Source organism: Microbacterium sp. LMI1x-1-1.1, from assembly GCF_040676205.1.
In the GTDB taxonomy this organism is placed as follows: Bacteria; Actinomycetota; Actinomycetes; order Actinomycetales; family Microbacteriaceae; genus Microbacterium; species Microbacterium aquilitoris.
Window position 1 is genome coordinate 34,739 of record NZ_JBEGHM010000002.1, and the last position, 15,902, is coordinate 50,640.

General features: G+C 71.4%; 14 protein-coding genes. 6 read left to right on the top strand and 8 right to left on the bottom strand.

The window, feature by feature from the left end:
* Positions 1 to 2: 2 nt before the first annotated feature.
* The 3 genes from ptsP to MRBLMI1x_RS07820 are packed head-to-tail and all read right to left on the bottom strand — an operon-like array spanning position 3 to position 2,282.
* On the bottom strand, positions 3 to 1,673 hold the full coding sequence (ptsP, locus tag MRBLMI1x_RS07810; RefSeq protein WP_363457922.1) for a phosphoenolpyruvate--protein phosphotransferase: 1,671 nt from the start codon (positions 1,671 to 1,673) through the stop codon (positions 3 to 5).
* Between the two features lie 7 nt (positions 1,674 to 1,680).
* A complete protein-coding gene (locus MRBLMI1x_RS07815; protein ID WP_018188769.1) occupies positions 1,681 to 1,956 on the bottom strand; it encodes an HPr family phosphocarrier protein in 276 nt (91 codons plus the stop codon).
* Complete coding sequence (locus MRBLMI1x_RS07820; protein WP_116228590.1) at positions 1,953 to 2,282, bottom strand: PTS sugar transporter subunit IIB; 330 nt, start codon at positions 2,280 to 2,282, stop codon at positions 1,953 to 1,955. The genes MRBLMI1x_RS07815 and MRBLMI1x_RS07820 overlap by 4 nt, the downstream gene beginning before the upstream one ends.
* A gap of 140 nt (positions 2,283 to 2,422) precedes the next feature.
* On the opposite strand from MRBLMI1x_RS07820, the gene MRBLMI1x_RS07825 reads away from it, so the two are divergent.
* On the top strand, positions 2,423 to 4,315 hold the full coding sequence (locus tag MRBLMI1x_RS07825; protein ID WP_363459376.1) for a BglG family transcription antiterminator: 1,893 nt from the start codon (positions 2,423 to 2,425) through the stop codon (positions 4,313 to 4,315).
* On the opposite strand, the gene MRBLMI1x_RS07830 is transcribed toward MRBLMI1x_RS07825, so the two are convergent.
* From MRBLMI1x_RS07830 to MRBLMI1x_RS07840, 3 genes are read right to left on the bottom strand one after another with little or no spacing between them, the layout of a single operon-like run.
* Positions 4,316 to 4,891 carry a GNAT family N-acetyltransferase gene (locus MRBLMI1x_RS07830; protein WP_020096729.1) on the bottom strand — a complete coding sequence of 192 codons (576 nt, stop codon included), beginning with the start codon at positions 4,889 to 4,891 and terminating at the stop codon, positions 4,316 to 4,318.
* Positions 4,888 to 6,552, bottom strand: coding sequence for a phospho-sugar mutase (locus MRBLMI1x_RS07835; RefSeq protein ID WP_363457927.1), 1,665 nt, complete (start codon positions 6,550 to 6,552; stop codon positions 4,888 to 4,890). Before MRBLMI1x_RS07835 ends, MRBLMI1x_RS07830 begins: the two co-directional genes overlap by 4 nt.
* Positions 6,549 to 7,379 carry a purine-nucleoside phosphorylase gene (locus MRBLMI1x_RS07840; protein ID WP_336124443.1) on the bottom strand — a complete coding sequence of 277 codons (831 nt, stop codon included), beginning with the start codon at positions 7,377 to 7,379 and terminating at the stop codon, positions 6,549 to 6,551. The genes MRBLMI1x_RS07835 and MRBLMI1x_RS07840 overlap by 4 nt, the downstream gene beginning before the upstream one ends.
* 93 nt (positions 7,380 to 7,472) lie before the next feature.
* Between MRBLMI1x_RS07840 and MRBLMI1x_RS07845 the strand changes: the two genes are divergently transcribed.
* Positions 7,473 to 8,924, top strand: a complete 1,452-nt coding sequence (locus MRBLMI1x_RS07845; RefSeq protein WP_026303045.1) for an NAD(P)H-quinone dehydrogenase — start codon at positions 7,473 to 7,475, stop codon at positions 8,922 to 8,924.
* A gap of 53 nt (positions 8,925 to 8,977) precedes the next feature.
* Here MRBLMI1x_RS07845 and MRBLMI1x_RS07850 read toward each other — a convergent pair whose 3' ends face one another.
* Complete coding sequence (locus MRBLMI1x_RS07850) at positions 8,978 to 10,759, bottom strand: acetyl/propionyl/methylcrotonyl-CoA carboxylase subunit alpha (protein WP_028497343.1); 1,782 nt, start codon at positions 10,757 to 10,759, stop codon at positions 8,978 to 8,980.
* Positions 10,760 to 10,840: 81 nt separating this feature from the next.
* A complete protein-coding gene (locus tag MRBLMI1x_RS07855; protein ID WP_363457932.1) occupies positions 10,841 to 11,557 on the bottom strand; it encodes a Maf family protein in 717 nt (238 codons plus the stop codon).
* A 41-nt stretch (positions 11,558 to 11,598) separates the two neighbouring features.
* On the opposite strand from MRBLMI1x_RS07855, the gene MRBLMI1x_RS07860 reads away from it, so the two are divergent.
* From MRBLMI1x_RS07860 to MRBLMI1x_RS07875, 4 genes are read left to right on the top strand one after another with little or no spacing between them, the layout of a single operon-like run.
* Positions 11,599 to 12,879, top strand: a complete 1,281-nt coding sequence (locus MRBLMI1x_RS07860; RefSeq protein WP_363457935.1) for a class I SAM-dependent RNA methyltransferase — start codon at positions 11,599 to 11,601, stop codon at positions 12,877 to 12,879.
* 16 nt (positions 12,880 to 12,895) lie between these two features.
* Positions 12,896 to 13,552 carry a response regulator transcription factor gene (locus MRBLMI1x_RS07865; RefSeq protein WP_018188759.1) on the top strand — a complete coding sequence of 219 codons (657 nt, stop codon included), beginning with the start codon at positions 12,896 to 12,898 and terminating at the stop codon, positions 13,550 to 13,552.
* Positions 13,542 to 14,756 (top strand): ATP-binding protein, encoded by a 1,215-nt coding sequence (locus MRBLMI1x_RS07870; RefSeq protein WP_018188758.1) that lies wholly within the window; start codon positions 13,542 to 13,544, stop codon positions 14,754 to 14,756. The genes MRBLMI1x_RS07865 and MRBLMI1x_RS07870 overlap by 11 nt, the downstream gene beginning before the upstream one ends.
* A complete protein-coding gene (locus MRBLMI1x_RS07875) occupies positions 14,753 to 15,829 on the top strand; it encodes a hypothetical protein (protein ID WP_116228595.1) in 1,077 nt (358 codons plus the stop codon). Before MRBLMI1x_RS07870 ends, MRBLMI1x_RS07875 begins: the two co-directional genes overlap by 4 nt.
* Positions 15,830 to 15,902: the final 73 nt, after the last annotated feature.

The window sequence follows — 15,902 nt, forward strand, 5'->3', positions numbered from 1 at the left end:
GGTTACTGGTTCTCCTTGTGCTGTGCTGCGGCTTCCTGGGCCGCGGCTCGGGCGGATGCCGCATCGGATGCGGCGAGGGCTGCTTCGGCGATGCGCTTCGCGTCGTCGAGGCTGTGGTGCAAGAGGGTGGCGCGTACATCTGCGAGCGCCGTCGGTGCCATGGAGAGCGTGGTCGCGCCGAGGCCGACGAGGACGACCGCGAGCATCGGGTCGGCCGCGGCCTCACCGCAGATGCCGATCGGCTTGCCGTTGACGCGTCCGCCGTCGCCCGTCGCCTTGACGAGCTGCAGGACGGCGGGATGCCACGGGTCCTGGAACGACGAGACCGAACCGAGCAGGCGGTCGGCCGCCAGCGTGTACTGCGTCAGGTCGTTCGTCCCGATGGAGGCGAAATCGGCGTGGGCGAGGACCTTGTCGGCCAGCAGAGCCGAGGAGGGGACCTCGACCATGACGCCGGCGGTCTTGATGCCGTACTCCTTCGCGAGCGTGACGAAGTACTCGGTCTCCTCGACGGTCGACACCATCGGTGCCATGACCCAGAGGTCGGCCTCGGTGGCGGCATCCGCGTTGGCGAGGGCGGTGAGCTGCTCGCGCAGGATGTCCTCGCTGGCGCGGAGAGCGCGGAGGCCGCGGAGCCCGAGGGCCGGGTTCTCCTCGTGCGCGTCGTTCAGGAAGGCGAGCGGCTTGTCGGCGCCGGCATCCAGCGCACGGACGACGACCTTCTTGCCGGGGAACGCCTGCAGCAGCTCGGTGTACGCCTTCGTCTGCTCCTCGACGGTCGGGGCCTGCGAGGAGCTCAGGAAGAGGAACTCCGTGCGGAACAGGCCCACACCCTCGGCGCCGAGCTCGACGGCCTTCGCGGCGTCCTGCGGCTTGCCGAGGTTCGCGAGCAGCGGCACCGCGGTACCGTCCGCGAGCGCCCCCGGGGTGACAGGCGCGTCCGCCGCGGCGGCGCGATCGGCCTCGCGGCGCTCCGCCTGGGCGATGTCGTCGTCGGTCGGCTGGGTCGTGACGACACCGGCCGCGGCGTCGACGACGACCGTCTCGCCCTCGGCGAGACCGGCCGCACCGCGGACGCCGACGACGGCGACGATGGACTTCTCGCGGGCGAGGATCGCGGTGTGCGACGTCGGGCCGCCCTCGGTCGTCACGAGCGCGAGGACCTTGTCGAGGTCGAGGAGCGCGGTGTCGGCGGGAGCGAGGTCCTTCGCGACGAGGACGAACGGATGCCCCGGGTCGGGCACTCCGGGAGCGGCGACGCCCCGGAGGTGGGCGATGACGCGCTGAGCGACGTCATCGAGGTCGGCGGCGCGCTCGCCGAGGTAGCCGCCCATCGCGGAGAGCGTGTCGCGGAACGACGCGAAAGCATCGAAGACGGCGAACTCGGCGGTCTTGCCGGCGCCGATGCGGTTCGTGACCTCTTCTTCGAGCGCCGGGTCCTCGGCCATCATGGCCTGCGCCTCGAGGACCTCCTGCGCGGCACCTCCCGCGGTCTCGCCGCGCTGCTCCAGCTCGCGCGCGACCGCCTCGATCGCGGCACGGACGCGCGCGGTCTCCTCGTCGGCGCTCCGTGCGCTCTTCTCGTCCTTCGGCGCGGGCAGCGGCTCCGCCATCCGCGCGATGGGGCCGTGGCTCACGCCCAGGCCGATTCCTACTCCTCGAAGCTCAGTCATGTGTCCCTCAGGCGTCGTGGTCGGTGGTCAGAAGTTCGGTGAGGGCGTCGAGCACCCCTTCGGCGTTCGCGCCGTCTGCGGTGAGCGTCACGTAGTCGCCGTTCTCGGCACCGAGCGAGATCACGCTGAGGATGCTGGCGGCGTTGACCGCTCCGCCGGATCCCTTCGAGATCGTGACGGGGATGCCGGAATCCTTCGCGGCCTGCGCGAACATCTTCGCGGGGCGGGCGTGCAGGCCGTTGGAGGAGCCGATCCTCACGGTCCGGCTGGCCGGTGCGCTCATCGCGGGGTCCTTTCACTGCGGTCTGCCACTGTCGCGGCGTTCACCAGGGCGAGCGTGCGGATTCCGTCACGGTCGTCGAAGACGTCCTCCGGCAGCAGCACGGTGCGCGCCTGTCGGGTGGCGGCATCCCGTTCGATGTCGGGGAGGGCGGAGGCGAGGTGCGGACCCACGAGCACCACGTCGCCGGCGTCGGCCTCCGTGGCGACCATGCCGGGCACTCCGGCGCGGACGAACAGGTCCCTGCCTTCGCGCTGTGCGGCATGCCGCAGACGCTGGGCGACGAACGTGCTCGACGCACCGGCGCCGCAGACGACGAGGATCTTCATCGATCCGCCTCCTTGTCTCCTTGTCATTCTCATCCGACTCCCAGGAAGCGACAACCAGCCGTTCTTCCGCGGGGGAGGAAACCCCCTGGTCGCACAGGTGGTTGACTGGACGGGTGAGCCGGGCGAGACAGGACCAGGTCATGGCGCTCCTGATCCGGGATGCCGCGTGGCGGACGGCCGGCGAGCTCGCCGACGTCGTGGGGGTCACGCCCCGCAGCATCCGCTCCTACGTCGCGGCGCTCAACGCCCGCGTCCCCGGCGGCGACGCGATCGAGTCGGGTCCTTCCGGGTACCGCCCGGGCCCCGGAGCCCCGGGGGCGCTGCGGACGGTCGCAGAGGAGACACCGCGGGATCGCCTGCACCGACTCGTCCGCGACCTGCTCGACGCGCCCGCGGGAATCGACGTCTACGACGCGGCGCAGCACTTCCACGTGAGCGAAGCGACGCTCGAGGCAGACCTCGGCCGGGTGCGCGCGCTCCTGAGCGGCACGCAGCTCACGCTGGAACGGTCCGCCGAACGCGTGCGGCTGTCGGGGACCGAGATGGCCCAACGCCGGTTGCTCAGCCGTCTCGTCCACGACGAGATGGAGCAGGGCGCCTTCGATCTGCGGGCACTCCGACGTGCCCTCGGCGAGAGCACCGCCGAGACCTCCGCCCTGGGTGCGTTCAAAGCCGAGCTGGTCGACGGTCTCGGGGAACTCGGCTACCTCGTGAACGAGTTCGGCATCGGCGACGTGATGATGCACATCGCGATCGCCGCCGACCGCGTCGGTCGCGGCCGCGGGCTCGACGGCGAGCCGGTCGGGGACTCGGCGGCGCGCGGCGAGATCGCCGATCTGCTCGATCGGCTCGCCGTGACCCACTTGGGCGTCCACCTCGGCGACGGCGACCGGGACCACCTGGCCGCGCTCGTGCAGACCCGCGTCGTCGCGCCGGGTGCCGCGGAGCCCGACGCCGTCATCCGCGACCGACTGGATGCCGACGTCGAGGAGGCCGTGCGAGCGGTCGTCGCGCGAGCGGCATCCGAGTTCCTCGTCGACATCGACCACGACGATTTCATCCTGAGGCTCGCGCTGCACGTCCAGAACCTGCGGCAGCGTGCCCAGGATCGGGCGTGGTCGCGCAACGCCCTCACCCGGTCGCTGAAGTCGAGTTACCCGATGATCTTCGACGTGGCGGTCTTCATGGCCGAGCAGCTCCGCGTCGTCGTCGGCGCGCCGCTCCACGAGGACGAGATCGCGTACATCGCGATGCACGTCGGCGGCCGACTGGAGCGCTCGCGCCAGTCCGCTCGTCTGCTGACGGCGACGCTCGTCTGCCCGGGCTATTACGAGATGCACGAGCTGCTGCGCACGAGCATCGATCGCGCCCTCGGTCGCGAGATCGAGGTCGTCGCGGTCGAGACGCGCGTCGACCCCGATTGGGCAGGGCTCGACACCGACCTGGTGCTGACCACGATCGATCCCCCCACGCCCTCCGACCGGCTCGTGCGGATCCAGCCGTTCCTCACCGAGCCCGACGTCGAGCGCGTGCAGCAGGCCGCGGCACGTGCCCGCCGGGCACGACGCCTCGCGGGGCTCCGCGCCGAGCTCGAGCGCTACTTCTCGCCCGATGCGTTCGTCTCACGGCTGCCCGCCGACGCCGACGAGGAGACGGTCATCCGCGGTCTCGGCGGGCTCCTGGCCGCCCAGGGCGTCATCACCGAGGACTATGTCGATCGCACGCTCGAGCGGGAGCGCATCTCATCGACCGCGTTCACCGATGCGCTCGCCGTCCCGCACGCGATCGGCATGACCGCGACGCGGACGGCGATCGCCGTGGGCCTCGCCGACCCGTCGATCCGCTGGGGCGACGGGCGCGTCCAGGTCGTCGCGATGGTGGCGTTCTCGGAGTCGGACCGCGAGGCGTTCCAGACCGTGTTCGAGCAGTTCGTCGAGGTGTTCAGCGAGCGCGACAGCGTGCAGCGGATCCTCCGCCGCGGCACGAGCTTCGCCGGCTTCCTCGACGAGCTCGTCGCGGTCGTCGACGGCTGATCAGCCCACGAGGCGCGCGTCGAGTCCCATCCGGACACCCGGCCACTCGTGGGGGAGGATCGAGTACACCACGGTGTCGCGCATCGTCCCACCCGGTCCGATGCGGTGGTTGCGGAGCACGCCGTCCTGACGGGCGCCGAGCCGTTCGATCGCCGCTCGGGACTGCCGGTTGTGCCACGAGGTCCGGAACTCGACCGCGATCGCGTCGCACGCCTCGAACGCGTGGCCGAGCAGCAGCCGCTTCGCCGTCGTGTTCACCTCGGTGCGCTGCACGTCGCGTGACAGCCACGTGTATCCGATCTCGACGCGCCGGTTCTCGGCGTCGATGTCGCAGAACGTCGTCATGCCCTGCGGGCGACCGTCGACGACGACCGTGAAGGGATTCATCCGGCCCGCGTCCCGCTCGGCGAGGCGCCGCGTGATCTCATCGGGGACGGATGCCGGGATCGCCGTGTACCAGGCGTACTCGAGCCCGTCGCGTGCCGATGCCAGCGCATCCGCGTGCGAGGGGTCGAGCGGCACGAGCTCGACCCGGCCGTGTCGGAGGGTGACCGGTTCGGTCAGTGCGGTCGTCATGCCTGCGCCGCATCCAGCACGGCGCGCACACCGGCGTCGACCCCGCTCAGGCGCGCAGCGGCATCCTCGGCGGACTCGCCGCGTACGTCGAGGTAGGCCTTCAGCTTCGGCTCGGTGCCGCTCGGGCGCACGATGACGCGCGACCCGTCCTCGAGCCAGAGGCGCAGGACGTCGCCGCGCGGCGAGCCCTCGGGCGCCGTGAGCAGGTCCTCCATGCGCTCCACGGCGACCGAGCCGATGGATGCCGGGGGCGCCGCGCGCAGGGCCGTCATGATCCGGCCGATCACCGAGACGTCGTCGACACGGAGCGAGACCTGGCCGCTCGCGAAGTGTCCGAAGGTCGCCGCGGACTCGTCGAGCAGGTCGCCGAGCGTCCTGCCCTCCTCGCGGGCCTCCGCGACGAGGCCGAGGATCGCGACAGCCGCCGAGATGCCGTCCTTGTCGCGGACCGTGCCCGGGTTGACGAGGTAGCCGAGCGCCTCCTCGAAGCCGTAGACGAGGCCCGGGGCACGGGAGATCCACTTGAATCCGGTGAGGGTCGCCGTGAAGTCGAGGCCGTAGTGCTCGGCGATCGTCTGCAGACCGGGCGACGAGACGAGCGAGCACGCGAGGGTTCCCGAGGTGGCGGTGCGGGCGGCACGCCAGCCGAGCAGGAGCCCCACTTCGTTGCCGGTCAACCGGTGCCAGCCGCCGGGGGCCGCGGCATCCGGGATCGCGACGGCGAGCCGGTCGGCGTCGGGATCGTTCGCGATGATCAGCTCGGCGTCCGCGCCCCGGGCGGTCTCGAACGCGAGGTCCATCGCGCCGGGCTCTTCGGGATTCGGGAACGCGACGGTCGGGAAGCGGCCGTCCGGCTCGATCTGCGCAGCCACGACCGTCGGCGCAGGGTAGCCGGCGGTCTCGAGGACGCGAGAGAGCGTCTCGTATCCGACGCCGTGCATCGCCGTGTACACCCAGTTGAGTCCCGCCGCGCCCGCCGGGGCGGGGGCGACGACGGCGGTCCCGGTGACGTAGGCGTCGACGACGGATTCATCGGCGACCTCGTAGTCGTCCGAGCGCGGGATCGATCCGAGGTCCGCGCGCGCCGCGACCTCGTCGATGCGCGCCGCGATCTCGGCATCCGCCGGCGACACGATCTGCGCGCCGTCGTCGTCACCGCCGAGGTAGACCTTGTACCCGTTGTCGTCCGGCGGGTTGTGGGATGCCGTGACCATGACGCCGGCCGAGGCGCCGAGGTGGCGCACCGCGAAGGCGAGGACGGGCGTCGGCAGGAGGCGGGGGAGGAGGATCGCGCGGAGCCCTGCACCGGCGAAGATCTCGGCGCTGTCGCGGGCGAACACGTCGGAGTTTCGACGTCCGTCGTAGCCGATGACGATCGACGGCGTCTCGGCGCCGGCACGGTCACGGAGGTATGCCGCGAAGCCGGCGGCCGCCTGGCTCACGAGCACGCGGTTCATGCGGTTCGAGCCCGCACCGAGCGCCCCGCGAAGGCCCGCGGTGCCGAAGGCGAGGCGGGTGTCGAAGCGGTCGTGGAGGTCGGCTGTCGCAGCGGAGTCGCCCCCTTCGGCGCGCGAGATCAGGTCGGAGAGCTCCGCCCGGGTCGCCTCATCCGGGTCCTGCGCGAGCCACTCACGGGCGGTCTCGAGCACGCCCTCGCTCACAGGACGCCGATCACGCGGGCCAGCAGGTCCGAGATGACGGGCTCGGCGTCGCGCCCGGCCTCGAGGACTTCCTGGTGGCTGAGCGGGGTCGACTGGATGCCGGCGGCCAGGTTCGTGATGAGCGAGAAGCCGAGGATCTCCATGCCCGCCTGGCGGGCGGCGATCGCCTCGAGGGCCGTGGACATCCCGACGATGTGTCCGCCGATGGCCTTCGCCATCTGGACCTCGGCCGGGGTCTCGTAGTGCGGCCCGCGGAATTGGCAGTAGACGCCCTCGTCGAGGCTCGGATCGATCGTGCGCGCGAGGTCGCGCAGGCGCGACGAGTAGAGGTCGGTCAGGTCGATGAAGGTCGCGCCTTCGAGCGGCGAGTCCGCGGTGAGGTTGATGTGGTCGCTGATGAGGACGGGCTGTCCCGGCGTCCACGACGTCTTGATCCCGCCGGCGCCGTTGGTGAGGACCATGATCTTCGCGCCGGTCGCGGCGGCGGTCCGCACGCTGTGGACGACGCGGCGGACGCCGTGGTTCTCGTAGTAGTGGGTGCGCGCTCCGATGACGAGGACACGCTTGCCGTCGGGTGTCAGGATGCTGCGGATCGACCCGACGTGCCCGGCCAGGGCGGGCTTGCTGAAGCCGGTGACCTCCGTCGCGTCGAGCGTCGCGATCGTCTCGCCGATGAGCTCGGCGGCCTTCCCCCATCCGCTGCCCAGGGTCAGGGCGATGTCATGGCGTTCCACACCGGTGAGGCGTGCGATGTCAGCGGCGGCGGTGTCAGCGACCTCGAACGGGTCGGTGGCGGGATCGTCGAGCGGGTGGGTCTCCTCGTGCATGCTCCCACTCTAGGAAGCGCCGACGCGCTCGGCCACACGATGCGTTCCGCGGCGCGGCGCACGAACCCCCGTCAGCCTGAAAGAATGATCCACATGTCTGTGAGCTTCGAGACCACCCAGAGTGTCGCGATCATCGGTGGCGGCCCCGGCGGATACGAGGCGGCTCTCGCAGCGGCCCAGCTGGGAGCCGAGGTGACGCTCGTCGAGCGCGCGGGCATCGGCGGGTCCGCCGTCATCACCGACGTCGTCCCGTCCAAGACCCTCATCGCCACGGCGGACGCCGCCGTCGCGATCCGCGGCGCGTCGGATCTCGGCGTGCAGCTGTTCGCACGCGGCGACAGCGGCAAGCCGCTCAAGCCCGAGATCGCCATCAACCTGGGCGCCGTCAACAAGCGACTCCTCTCCCTCGCCCGCCAGCAGTCCGACGATCAGCGGGCCCAGCTCGTGGACGCGGGCGTCCGCATCATCTCGGGCCACGGCCGCCTCGACGGCACGCACGCCGTCGTCGTCTCGACCGGTCCCGGCGGCACCGACTTCGACCGCGTCGAGGCCGACACCCTCGTCGTCTCGGTCGGCGCGTCGCCCCGCGAGCTCGACAGCGCCAAGCCCGACGGGGAGCGCATCCTCACGTGGACGCAGCTCTACAACATGACGAGCCTCCCCGAGCACCTCATCGTCGTCGGGTCCGGCGTCACGGGAGCCGAGTTCGCCGGCGCGTACATGAACCTCGGCTCGAAGGTCACGCTGATCTCGAGCCGCGACCAGGTCCTCCCGGGGGAGGACTCCGACGCCGCCGCGGTCATCGAGAAGGTGTTCACCCGGGGCGGCATGGAGGTGCTCTCCAAGTCGCGCGCCGAGAAGGTCGAGCGCACGAAGGACGGCGTCGTCGCGACCCTCTCGGACGGCCGCACCGTCGAGGGGAGCCACTGCCTCATGGCGGTCGGATCGATCCCGAACACGGCGGGCATCGGACTGGAGGATGCCGGGGTCCAGCTCACCGGCTCCGGCCACATCCAGGTCAACCGCGTCGCGCGGACCTCGGTGCCCAACATCTACGCAGCCGGCGACTGCACGACGTTCCTGCCACTCGCCTCGGTCGCGGCCATGCAGGGGCGGATGGCGGTCTTCCACGCGCTCGGCGACACCGTCATCCCGCTCAAGAAGGAGCGCGTCACCGCCAACATCTTCACCGCACCCGAGATCGCGACCGTCGGTAGCCAGGAGCGCGACATCGAGTCGGGCGCCGTCAACGGCACCGTGTACAAGCTCCCGCTCGCGGCCAACGCCAGGGCGAAGATGATGGGCGTCAAGGACGGCTTCGTGAAGATCATCGCGCGCGAGGGATCGGGGACCGTCATCGGCGGTGTCATCGTCGCTCCGCGCGCCTCCGAGCTGATCTACCCGATCGCGATCGCCGTCGAGCGGCGGCTCACGGTCGACCAGCTCTCCCGTGTCTTCGCGGTGTTCCCCTCGCTGGCCGGCAGCATCACCGACGCGACGCGTGCGATGCACCAGGTCGCCCGCGACGAGGACACCTACAGCTGAGGGCCGGAGGCGGGCCCGATCGGGTCGCCTCCGGCCCTCGAGGGCTCACTCCGTCAGGAGATGGTGAGCAGCTGGTGCCCCGCCGAGACGGTCGCACCTGCCTGAGCATTGATCGCGCCGACGACGCCGTCCTTGTGCGCCTGGATGGGCTGCTCCATCTTCATCGCCTCGAGGACGACGACGAGATCGCCCTTGACGACCTGCTGTCCCTCCTCGACGGCGATCTTCACGACGGTCGCCTGCATGGGGGACGCGACGGCGTCACCGCTCGCGCCCGAGACGGCGGACGACGCGTGCGAGCGCCGCGACGGGGGCACGGCGACGGGGCGTCCGACCGCGGCAGGGGCGTGGGAGAGGCGGTCGGGGAGGCTGACCTCGAGACGCTTGCCCGAGACCTCCACGACGACCGTGTGGCGGCCCTCCGGCTCGGCCGAGGGGCCAGCCTCGCCGTCCCAGGCGGGGATGTCGTTGTCGAACTCGGTCTCGATCCAGCGTGTGAAGACGCCGAACGTGCCGTCCTCGCCCGTGAAGGCACGGTCGCGAACGACCTTGCGGTGGAACGGCAGCACCGTCGGCATCCCGGCGACCTCGAACTCGTCGAGCGCGCGACGAGAGCGCTCCAGCGCCTCTTCGCGGGTGCGGCCCGTGACGATGAGCTTGCCGAGCAGCGAGTCGAACGCTCCCGAGACGCTGTCGCCGGCGGTGACACCGGAGTCCAGACGCACACCGGGGCCGCCGAACGTCTTGAAGACGTGGATGTCGCCGGGGGCGGGCAGGAAGCCTCGGCCCGGGTCCTCGCCGTTGATGCGGAACTCGATCGAGTGGCCGACCGGCTCGGGATCGGCGTAGTCGAGCGTGCCGCCTTCGGCGATCCGGAACTGCTCGCGCACGAGGTCGATCCCGGTCACCTCTTCGGAGACCGGGTGCTCGACCTGCAGGCGCGTATTGACCTCGAGGAACGAGATGGTGCCGTCGGCCCCGATGAGGAACTCGCACGTGCCCGCGCCGACGTAGCCGACCTCCTTGAGGATGGCCTTCGACGCCGAGTAGAGGATCTCATTCTGCTCCGCGGTGAGGAAGGGTGCGGGGGCCTCTTCGACGAGCTTCTGGTGGCGGCGCTGGAGGGAGCAGTCGCGCGTCGAGACCACGACGACGTTGCCCTCGGCATCCGCCAGGCACTGCGTCTCGACGTGACGCGGCTTGTCGAGGTACTTCTCGACGAAGCACTCGCCGCGTCCGAACGCGGTGATCGCCTCACGCGTCGCCGACTCGAACAGTTCCTCGACCTCGTCGAACTCGCGGGCGACCTTCAGGCCGCGGCCGCCGCCGCCGTAGGCCGCCTTGATGGCGATGGGCATGCCGAACTCGCGGGCGAAGGCGACGACCTCGTCCGCACCGGAGACGGGGCCGGGCGTGCCGGGAGCGAGGGGAGCACCGACCTTCTCGGCCACGTGGCGGGCCGTGACCTTGTCGCCGAGTGCCTCGATCGCCTCGGGCGACGGTCCGATCCAGATGAGGCCCGCACCGATGACCGCGCGCGCGAATTCCGCGTTCTCGGCCAGGAAGCCGTAGCCGGGGTGGACGGCGTCGGCGCCGGAGCGGCGGGCGACCGAGAGGATCTTCTCGATCGAGAGGTACGTCTCTGCGCTCGTCGCTCCGCCGAGGGCGTAGGCCTCATCGGCGAGGCGCGCGTGCATCGCGTCGCGGTCCTGGTCGGCATAGACCGCCACCGAGGCCTTCCCCGAGTCACGTGCGGCGCGGATGATGCGCACCGCGATCTCGCCACGATTGGCGATCAGCACTTTCGAGATTCCAGTGTTCACGCTCTCAGGCATGGCTTCGAGCCTACCCACGTGACTGCCGGACTCTTTGGATCACTCGCACAAAGTCATGCGGGATTCATGTGGCGGAGTCCACTAGGCCGGGGTTGTCCCCGCCGTGTTCCGCGACGCCGGGGTTGTCCCCGCCGTGTTCCGCGACGTCGGGGTTGTCCCCGCCGTGTGCCACAGCGTCGTCCACTCCACGCCGAGCTCGCGCACCAGCCGCCGCAGCGTCGACAGCGACATCCCGACGACAGTCGACGGGTCTCCTTCGACGCGCTCGATGAAGGCTCCGCCCAGGCTGTCGACCGTGAAGGCACCGGCCACCAGCAGGGGTTCCCCCGTCGCCACGTACGCGTCGATCTCGGCATCCGTCACATCCGCCGCGAACGAGACGGATGCCGCGGCCACCGCGAACGCCTCGGTCAGGGCGCCTTCCGGACCGACGAGGAACACGCTGTGTCCCGAGTGCAGGATGCCGGTGCGTCCGCGCATCGACTGCCAGCGGGCGCGCGCCGCCTCGGGCGTGTACGGCTTGCCGAGGATCTCGCCGTCGAGCTCGAACATCGAGTCGCCCCCGATGACGAGCCCCTCGAACCCCTCGGCAGCGAGCGTCCCGGCGACGTCGGCGGCTTTGCGACGCGCGAGCAGGAGGACGTGCTCCTCGGGCGGCAGGGTCCGGCCCTCCGCCGCCTCGGTCGTCGCGATCACCGCTTCCTCGTCCACCTGCGGCGCCCGCGTCGCGGGTTCGATGCCTACCTGGCGAAGGAGCATGAGGCGGGCGGGGGAGGTGGAGGCGAGGCAGACGCGCATGCGGACCACGCTAGCCGCGAGCGGTGTGACAGCATCGGAGGATGCAACCCGGAGACCTCCTCGACCTCGACATCACGGCCGTCGCGCACGGCGGCGTCTTCGTCGCCCGCCACGAGAACCGGGTCGTCTTCGTCTCGGACGCGATTCCCGGGGAACGCGTGCGCGTCGCCCTCACCGACACGAAGAAGTCGTCGTTCTGGCGGGGCGACACCGTCGAGGTCCTGGATGCCTCCCCGCACCGGCGCCCCCACGTGTGGACGCCCGCCGATGTCGCGACGGCGCCCGAGGATCGCCCCGGCGGTGCGGACTTCGGTCACATCGCTCTCGCCCACCAGCGCGAGCTGAAGGCCGAGGTCCTCCGTGACGCCCTCGCGCGGTTCGCAGGCTCCTCGGCGCCCGTGACCATCGAGCCGCCGACGGCGCAGATGAAGGGCGACCGTGTCGTCGAGGAGTCTTCCGACGGCACCGGATGGCGCACGCGGGTGAGCCTGCACGTCGACGAGGACGGCCGAATCGGACCCTTCGCCGCGCGCAGCCACCGCGTCATCCCGGTCGAGGAGCTTCCGCTGGCGACCCCCGGCATCACCCGCGCCATGGCGAGGCGCCAGGGCGGCTCACCCGGCCGGCTCGACCTCGTCCAGCCGGCGGACGGCCGCGTGCGTGTCATCTCCCGGCCCGAGTCGACCCGTTCGCGCCGCCCCGGACCCGTCGACCCCGCGGCCCGCGAGGTCGTGGTCGAGACGGTCGGCGACCGCGAGTTCCAGGTGGATGCCGGTGGTTTCTGGCAGGTCCATCGCCTCGCCGCGGGAACCCTGCATGACGCGGTCGCCGATGCCGTGGCGGGATCGGTGGATCCGGAGGGTTGGCACCTCGACCTTTACGGCGGCGTCGGGCTCCTCGCGGCATCCGTCGCGGATGCGGGCGGCCCCGGCACCCGGATCACCTCGGTCGAATCCGATTCGCGGGCGACCGAGCACGCGGGCGAGAACCTGGCGGCGTGGATCGGCGCGCGCGCCGAGACCGCGCGGGTGGACCGCTGGCTCGGCCACCTCGTTGACACCGCCACGCCCGCCCAGCGCGCACGTCTCGCGCGTGGCACCGTCGTCCTCGACCCGCCGCGCGCCGGCGCGGGAAAGGACGTCGTCGAACGGCTCGTGGCCCTCTCGCCGGAGCGGATCGTCTACGTCGCCTGCGACCCGGTCGCGCTCGCCCGAGACCTCGGCACCTTCGCTGAGCACGGCTACACGACGCCGTCGGTGCGGGCCTTCGATCTGTTCCCGCACTCGCATCACGTCGAGGCGATCGTCGTGCTGACGCGCTGACGGATAGGGTGAGCGCATGATCCGCGTCGCCTTGATCGACGACCACGAATCCGTGCGACTCGGCCTCGAGGCCGCCTGCAGTCGTACGGAGACGATGCGCGTCGTCTTCTCCGGAGAGAGCGTCGCGGCATACCTCGACTGGCGGACCCTCACGCAGCAGCATCCTGCCGATGTCGTCGTGCTCGATCTCACCCTCGGCGACGGGGCCACCGTGACCGAGAACGTCAGGCGCCTCGTCCACGACGGGTCACCGGTCATCATCCACAGCGTGGCCGACCGCCCCGCCGCGGTGCGCGAGGCGCTGGTCGCCGGGGCCGCCGGCGTGGTGAGCAAGGCTTCCCGGATCGACGAGGTCATCTCCGCCGTCGACACGGTCGCCCGTGGCGAGTCGCTCGACAACGTCGAATGGGCGTCGGCGATCGACGGCGACCGGGCGTTCGCCGATGCGCAGCTGTCGTCACGCGAGCGCGACGTGTTGCGTCTCTACGCCGCGGGTCTGCCGCTGAAGTCCGTCGCGGAACGGCTCGGGGTCGCCTATTCGACGGCGAAGGAGAACATCACCCGCGTGCGGGTCAAGTACGTCGAGGTGGGCCGTCCCGCCCCGACGAAGGTGGATCTTCTCCGCCGAGCGATGGAGGACGGCCTGGTCGACGAGGACTCCGGTGGCAGCTGAGGTCGCGACGACCGGGATGCTGACGATCCCGCCCGATTCGACCTTCTTCTCCCGCGAGCGCGTCGAGCGCATCCTCGCGTTCGTCATCGCCGTCGGGTGCGCCGTGCTCGGGCTCCAGTCCCTGTTCCACGCGATCGGGTCGACCCAGGAGGACCACGGCTGGAACCTGGTCCTCACGTTCGTCACGTTCGGACCCCTCGTGCTCATGATCGCCGCCGGTGTCGCGGGGCGGTTCTACCGGCCGCTCGCCGCGGCGTTCGCGATCATCTTCCCCCTCGTGCTGATCTGCTGGCCGATCGCGACGGCGGGCCGCGAGGCATCCGCCACCGCCGAACCGTGGATCTGGTACCTGCTGAACGTGGCGACCGTGGCGACGGCCCTGGCGTTCCCGCTGCTGCTGCAGTACCTCTGGTGCGCGCTGGTGCCGGTGCTCTACGGCGTCGTGCGGCTGATCCAGATCGGCGCCGACGTCACGAGCGTCATCCAGGTGTCGCGTCAGGTCGTGTACGCCATCATCCTCGCCGTCGTCATGATCATGATCGGCTGGATGCTGCGGCTGCTGGCGGAGCGGTTGGATCGCACCCGCGAGGATGCCGTCCGCTCCTACGCCGCGGCGGCGGCGGCCGACGCCGTCGAGCAGGAACGGATCTCCGTCGCCGCTCTCATGCACGACAGCGTGCTGGCCGCCCTCATCGCCGCCGAGCGTGCCTCGACCCCCCGCGAGCGCGACCTGGCCGTCGGGATGGCGCGAGACGCCCTCACGAGGCTGGCGAACGCCGATCGCGAGGCCGAAGAGGGGCCCGACGAACCCGTCGAGCCGACGTTCATCGTCGATGGGATCCGCGCCGCCGCCGCCGAGCACGACGTCGACATCGACGTGCGGATCGCGGTCGACCAACGCGCGCAGCCGCTCCCCGGTCGTGTCGCGCGCGCCCTCGCTCTGGCCGCGGCGCAGGCCGTCGTCAACGCGATCGAGCACGCGGGCGGCGCCGGCCTTCACGCCGAAGTGACGGCGGACGACCGCCGCGTCGTCGTGCGGATCGTCGATGCCGGCGACGGGTTCGACGTGCAGGCGGTGCCTGAGGATCGCCTCGGGATCAGCGGGTCGATCGTCGCCCGCGTCGCCGCCGTCGGAGGGCAGGCGCGCGTGCGCAGCACCCGCCGCGGCACCGCGGTCGAGCTGCGATGGGAGTACACGCGATGAACGTGCGTGTCCAGACCGGATTGTCGATCGTGGCGGTCGTCTTCACCGCCTACCTGGCGGTGGGCGGGCTCGTCTGGACGGCCCCGGTGCCGCAGCCCGCCCTGTTCATCGCGGCCCTCTCGCTGTACCTGGTGACGACGTGGCTCTGCGTCTTCTGGGGGTTCACCCCACGGCCGGGCGGTGACTCACCGCAGGTCGAGCCCGCTCCCGGCGGTGCTGCGCCGCGCGTGGGCGGACTCCCGCTGTGGCTGTGTGCGCTGGTCCTCGCCACGACGGTCCTCGTCCCGCTCGCGACGTGGTCGGCCGTCGCCGAGAGCGCGCGGCAGGAGCCGTTCGCCACCTGGAGTCTCGGCGGCATCGGTGCGCTGCTCACGATCGTCACCGTGCGCCGGCGACCCCTCATCGCCTGGATCGGCGTCGTGCTCCTCGGCGTGTCCTCGTCGCTGTGGATCGGCGTCCTCGCCTCGCTCGCGCTCGGCCTCGTGGGGGCGGCCGTCTGGGTCGTCGCCGCGCAGCTGCTGACGGCGCTCGTCGACCGGGCGGCCGTCGACACCGCCGAACTCACCGGCATCCAACGCCGTTCCTTCGAGTGGCTCGCGAGCCAGGAGGGCAGGCGCCGTGAGCGCCGTGTCCGGGTGCAGCAGGCCCTCGCCGTCGCGGGGCCGCTCCTCATCCGCACGATCGAATCCGAAGGCGACCTCGAGCCGGAGGAGCGCGAACGCGCGCGCCTGGCCGAGGGATCGCTCCGAGACGAACTCCGCGGTCCCCGCCTTCTCGACGAGGCGGTCCGGGGGCGGCTCCAGGAGGCGCGTCTGCGCGGCAGCACCGTGACGGTGCTCGACGAGGGCGGGCTGGATGCCGTGTCCCCGGGCGCGCTCGACCGCATCCGCGCCGACCTGGCCGAGGCGCTCAAGGGTGCGTCGTCGGAGCGCATCTACATCCGCACGTCACCGCACCCGCGCGTGGCGGTCACGGTCGTCGGCCGCTCGCGTCGGCGCGACGATCCCGACGGGGATGAGGTCGTCGACCTCTGGCACGAGATCGCCCACCCGCGTTCGCCCATCGAGCGCTGACGCGCGACGCGGCGTCATGCGCTGACGCGCCGATATCCCGGTGAGGGAAGAGGCGAGGGGCGGCGAAGCCGCC

Coding starts and splice junctions, on each gene's coding strand:
- MRBLMI1x_RS07875 (WP_116228595.1), top strand. CDS start 14,753: ATGAACGTGCGTGTCCAGACCGGATTGTCGATCGTGGCGGTCGTCTTC.
- MRBLMI1x_RS07855 (WP_363457932.1), bottom strand. CDS start 11,557: ATGCGCGTCTGCCTCGCCTCCACCTCCCCCGCCCGCCTCATGCTCCTT.
- MRBLMI1x_RS07830 (WP_020096729.1), bottom strand. CDS start 4,891: ATGACGACCGCACTGACCGAACCGGTCACCCTCCGACACGGCCGGGTC.
- MRBLMI1x_RS07840 (WP_336124443.1), bottom strand. CDS start 7,379: ATGCACGAGGAGACCCACCCGCTCGACGATCCCGCCACCGACCCGTTC.
- MRBLMI1x_RS07845 (WP_026303045.1), top strand. CDS start 7,473: ATGTCTGTGAGCTTCGAGACCACCCAGAGTGTCGCGATCATCGGTGGC.
- MRBLMI1x_RS07860 (WP_363457935.1), top strand. CDS start 11,599: ATGCAACCCGGAGACCTCCTCGACCTCGACATCACGGCCGTCGCGCAC.
- MRBLMI1x_RS07820 (WP_116228590.1), bottom strand. CDS start 2,282: ATGAAGATCCTCGTCGTCTGCGGCGCCGGTGCGTCGAGCACGTTCGTC.
- ptsP (WP_363457922.1), bottom strand. CDS start 1,673: ATGACTGAGCTTCGAGGAGTAGGAATCGGCCTGGGCGTGAGCCACGGC.
- MRBLMI1x_RS07825 (WP_363459376.1), top strand. CDS start 2,423: ATGGCGCTCCTGATCCGGGATGCCGCGTGGCGGACGGCCGGCGAGCTC.
- MRBLMI1x_RS07850 (WP_028497343.1), bottom strand. CDS start 10,759: ATGCCTGAGAGCGTGAACACTGGAATCTCGAAAGTGCTGATCGCCAAT.
- MRBLMI1x_RS07815 (WP_018188769.1), bottom strand. CDS start 1,956: ATGAGCGCACCGGCCAGCCGGACCGTGAGGATCGGCTCCTCCAACGGC.
- MRBLMI1x_RS07865 (WP_018188759.1), top strand. CDS start 12,896: ATGATCCGCGTCGCCTTGATCGACGACCACGAATCCGTGCGACTCGGC.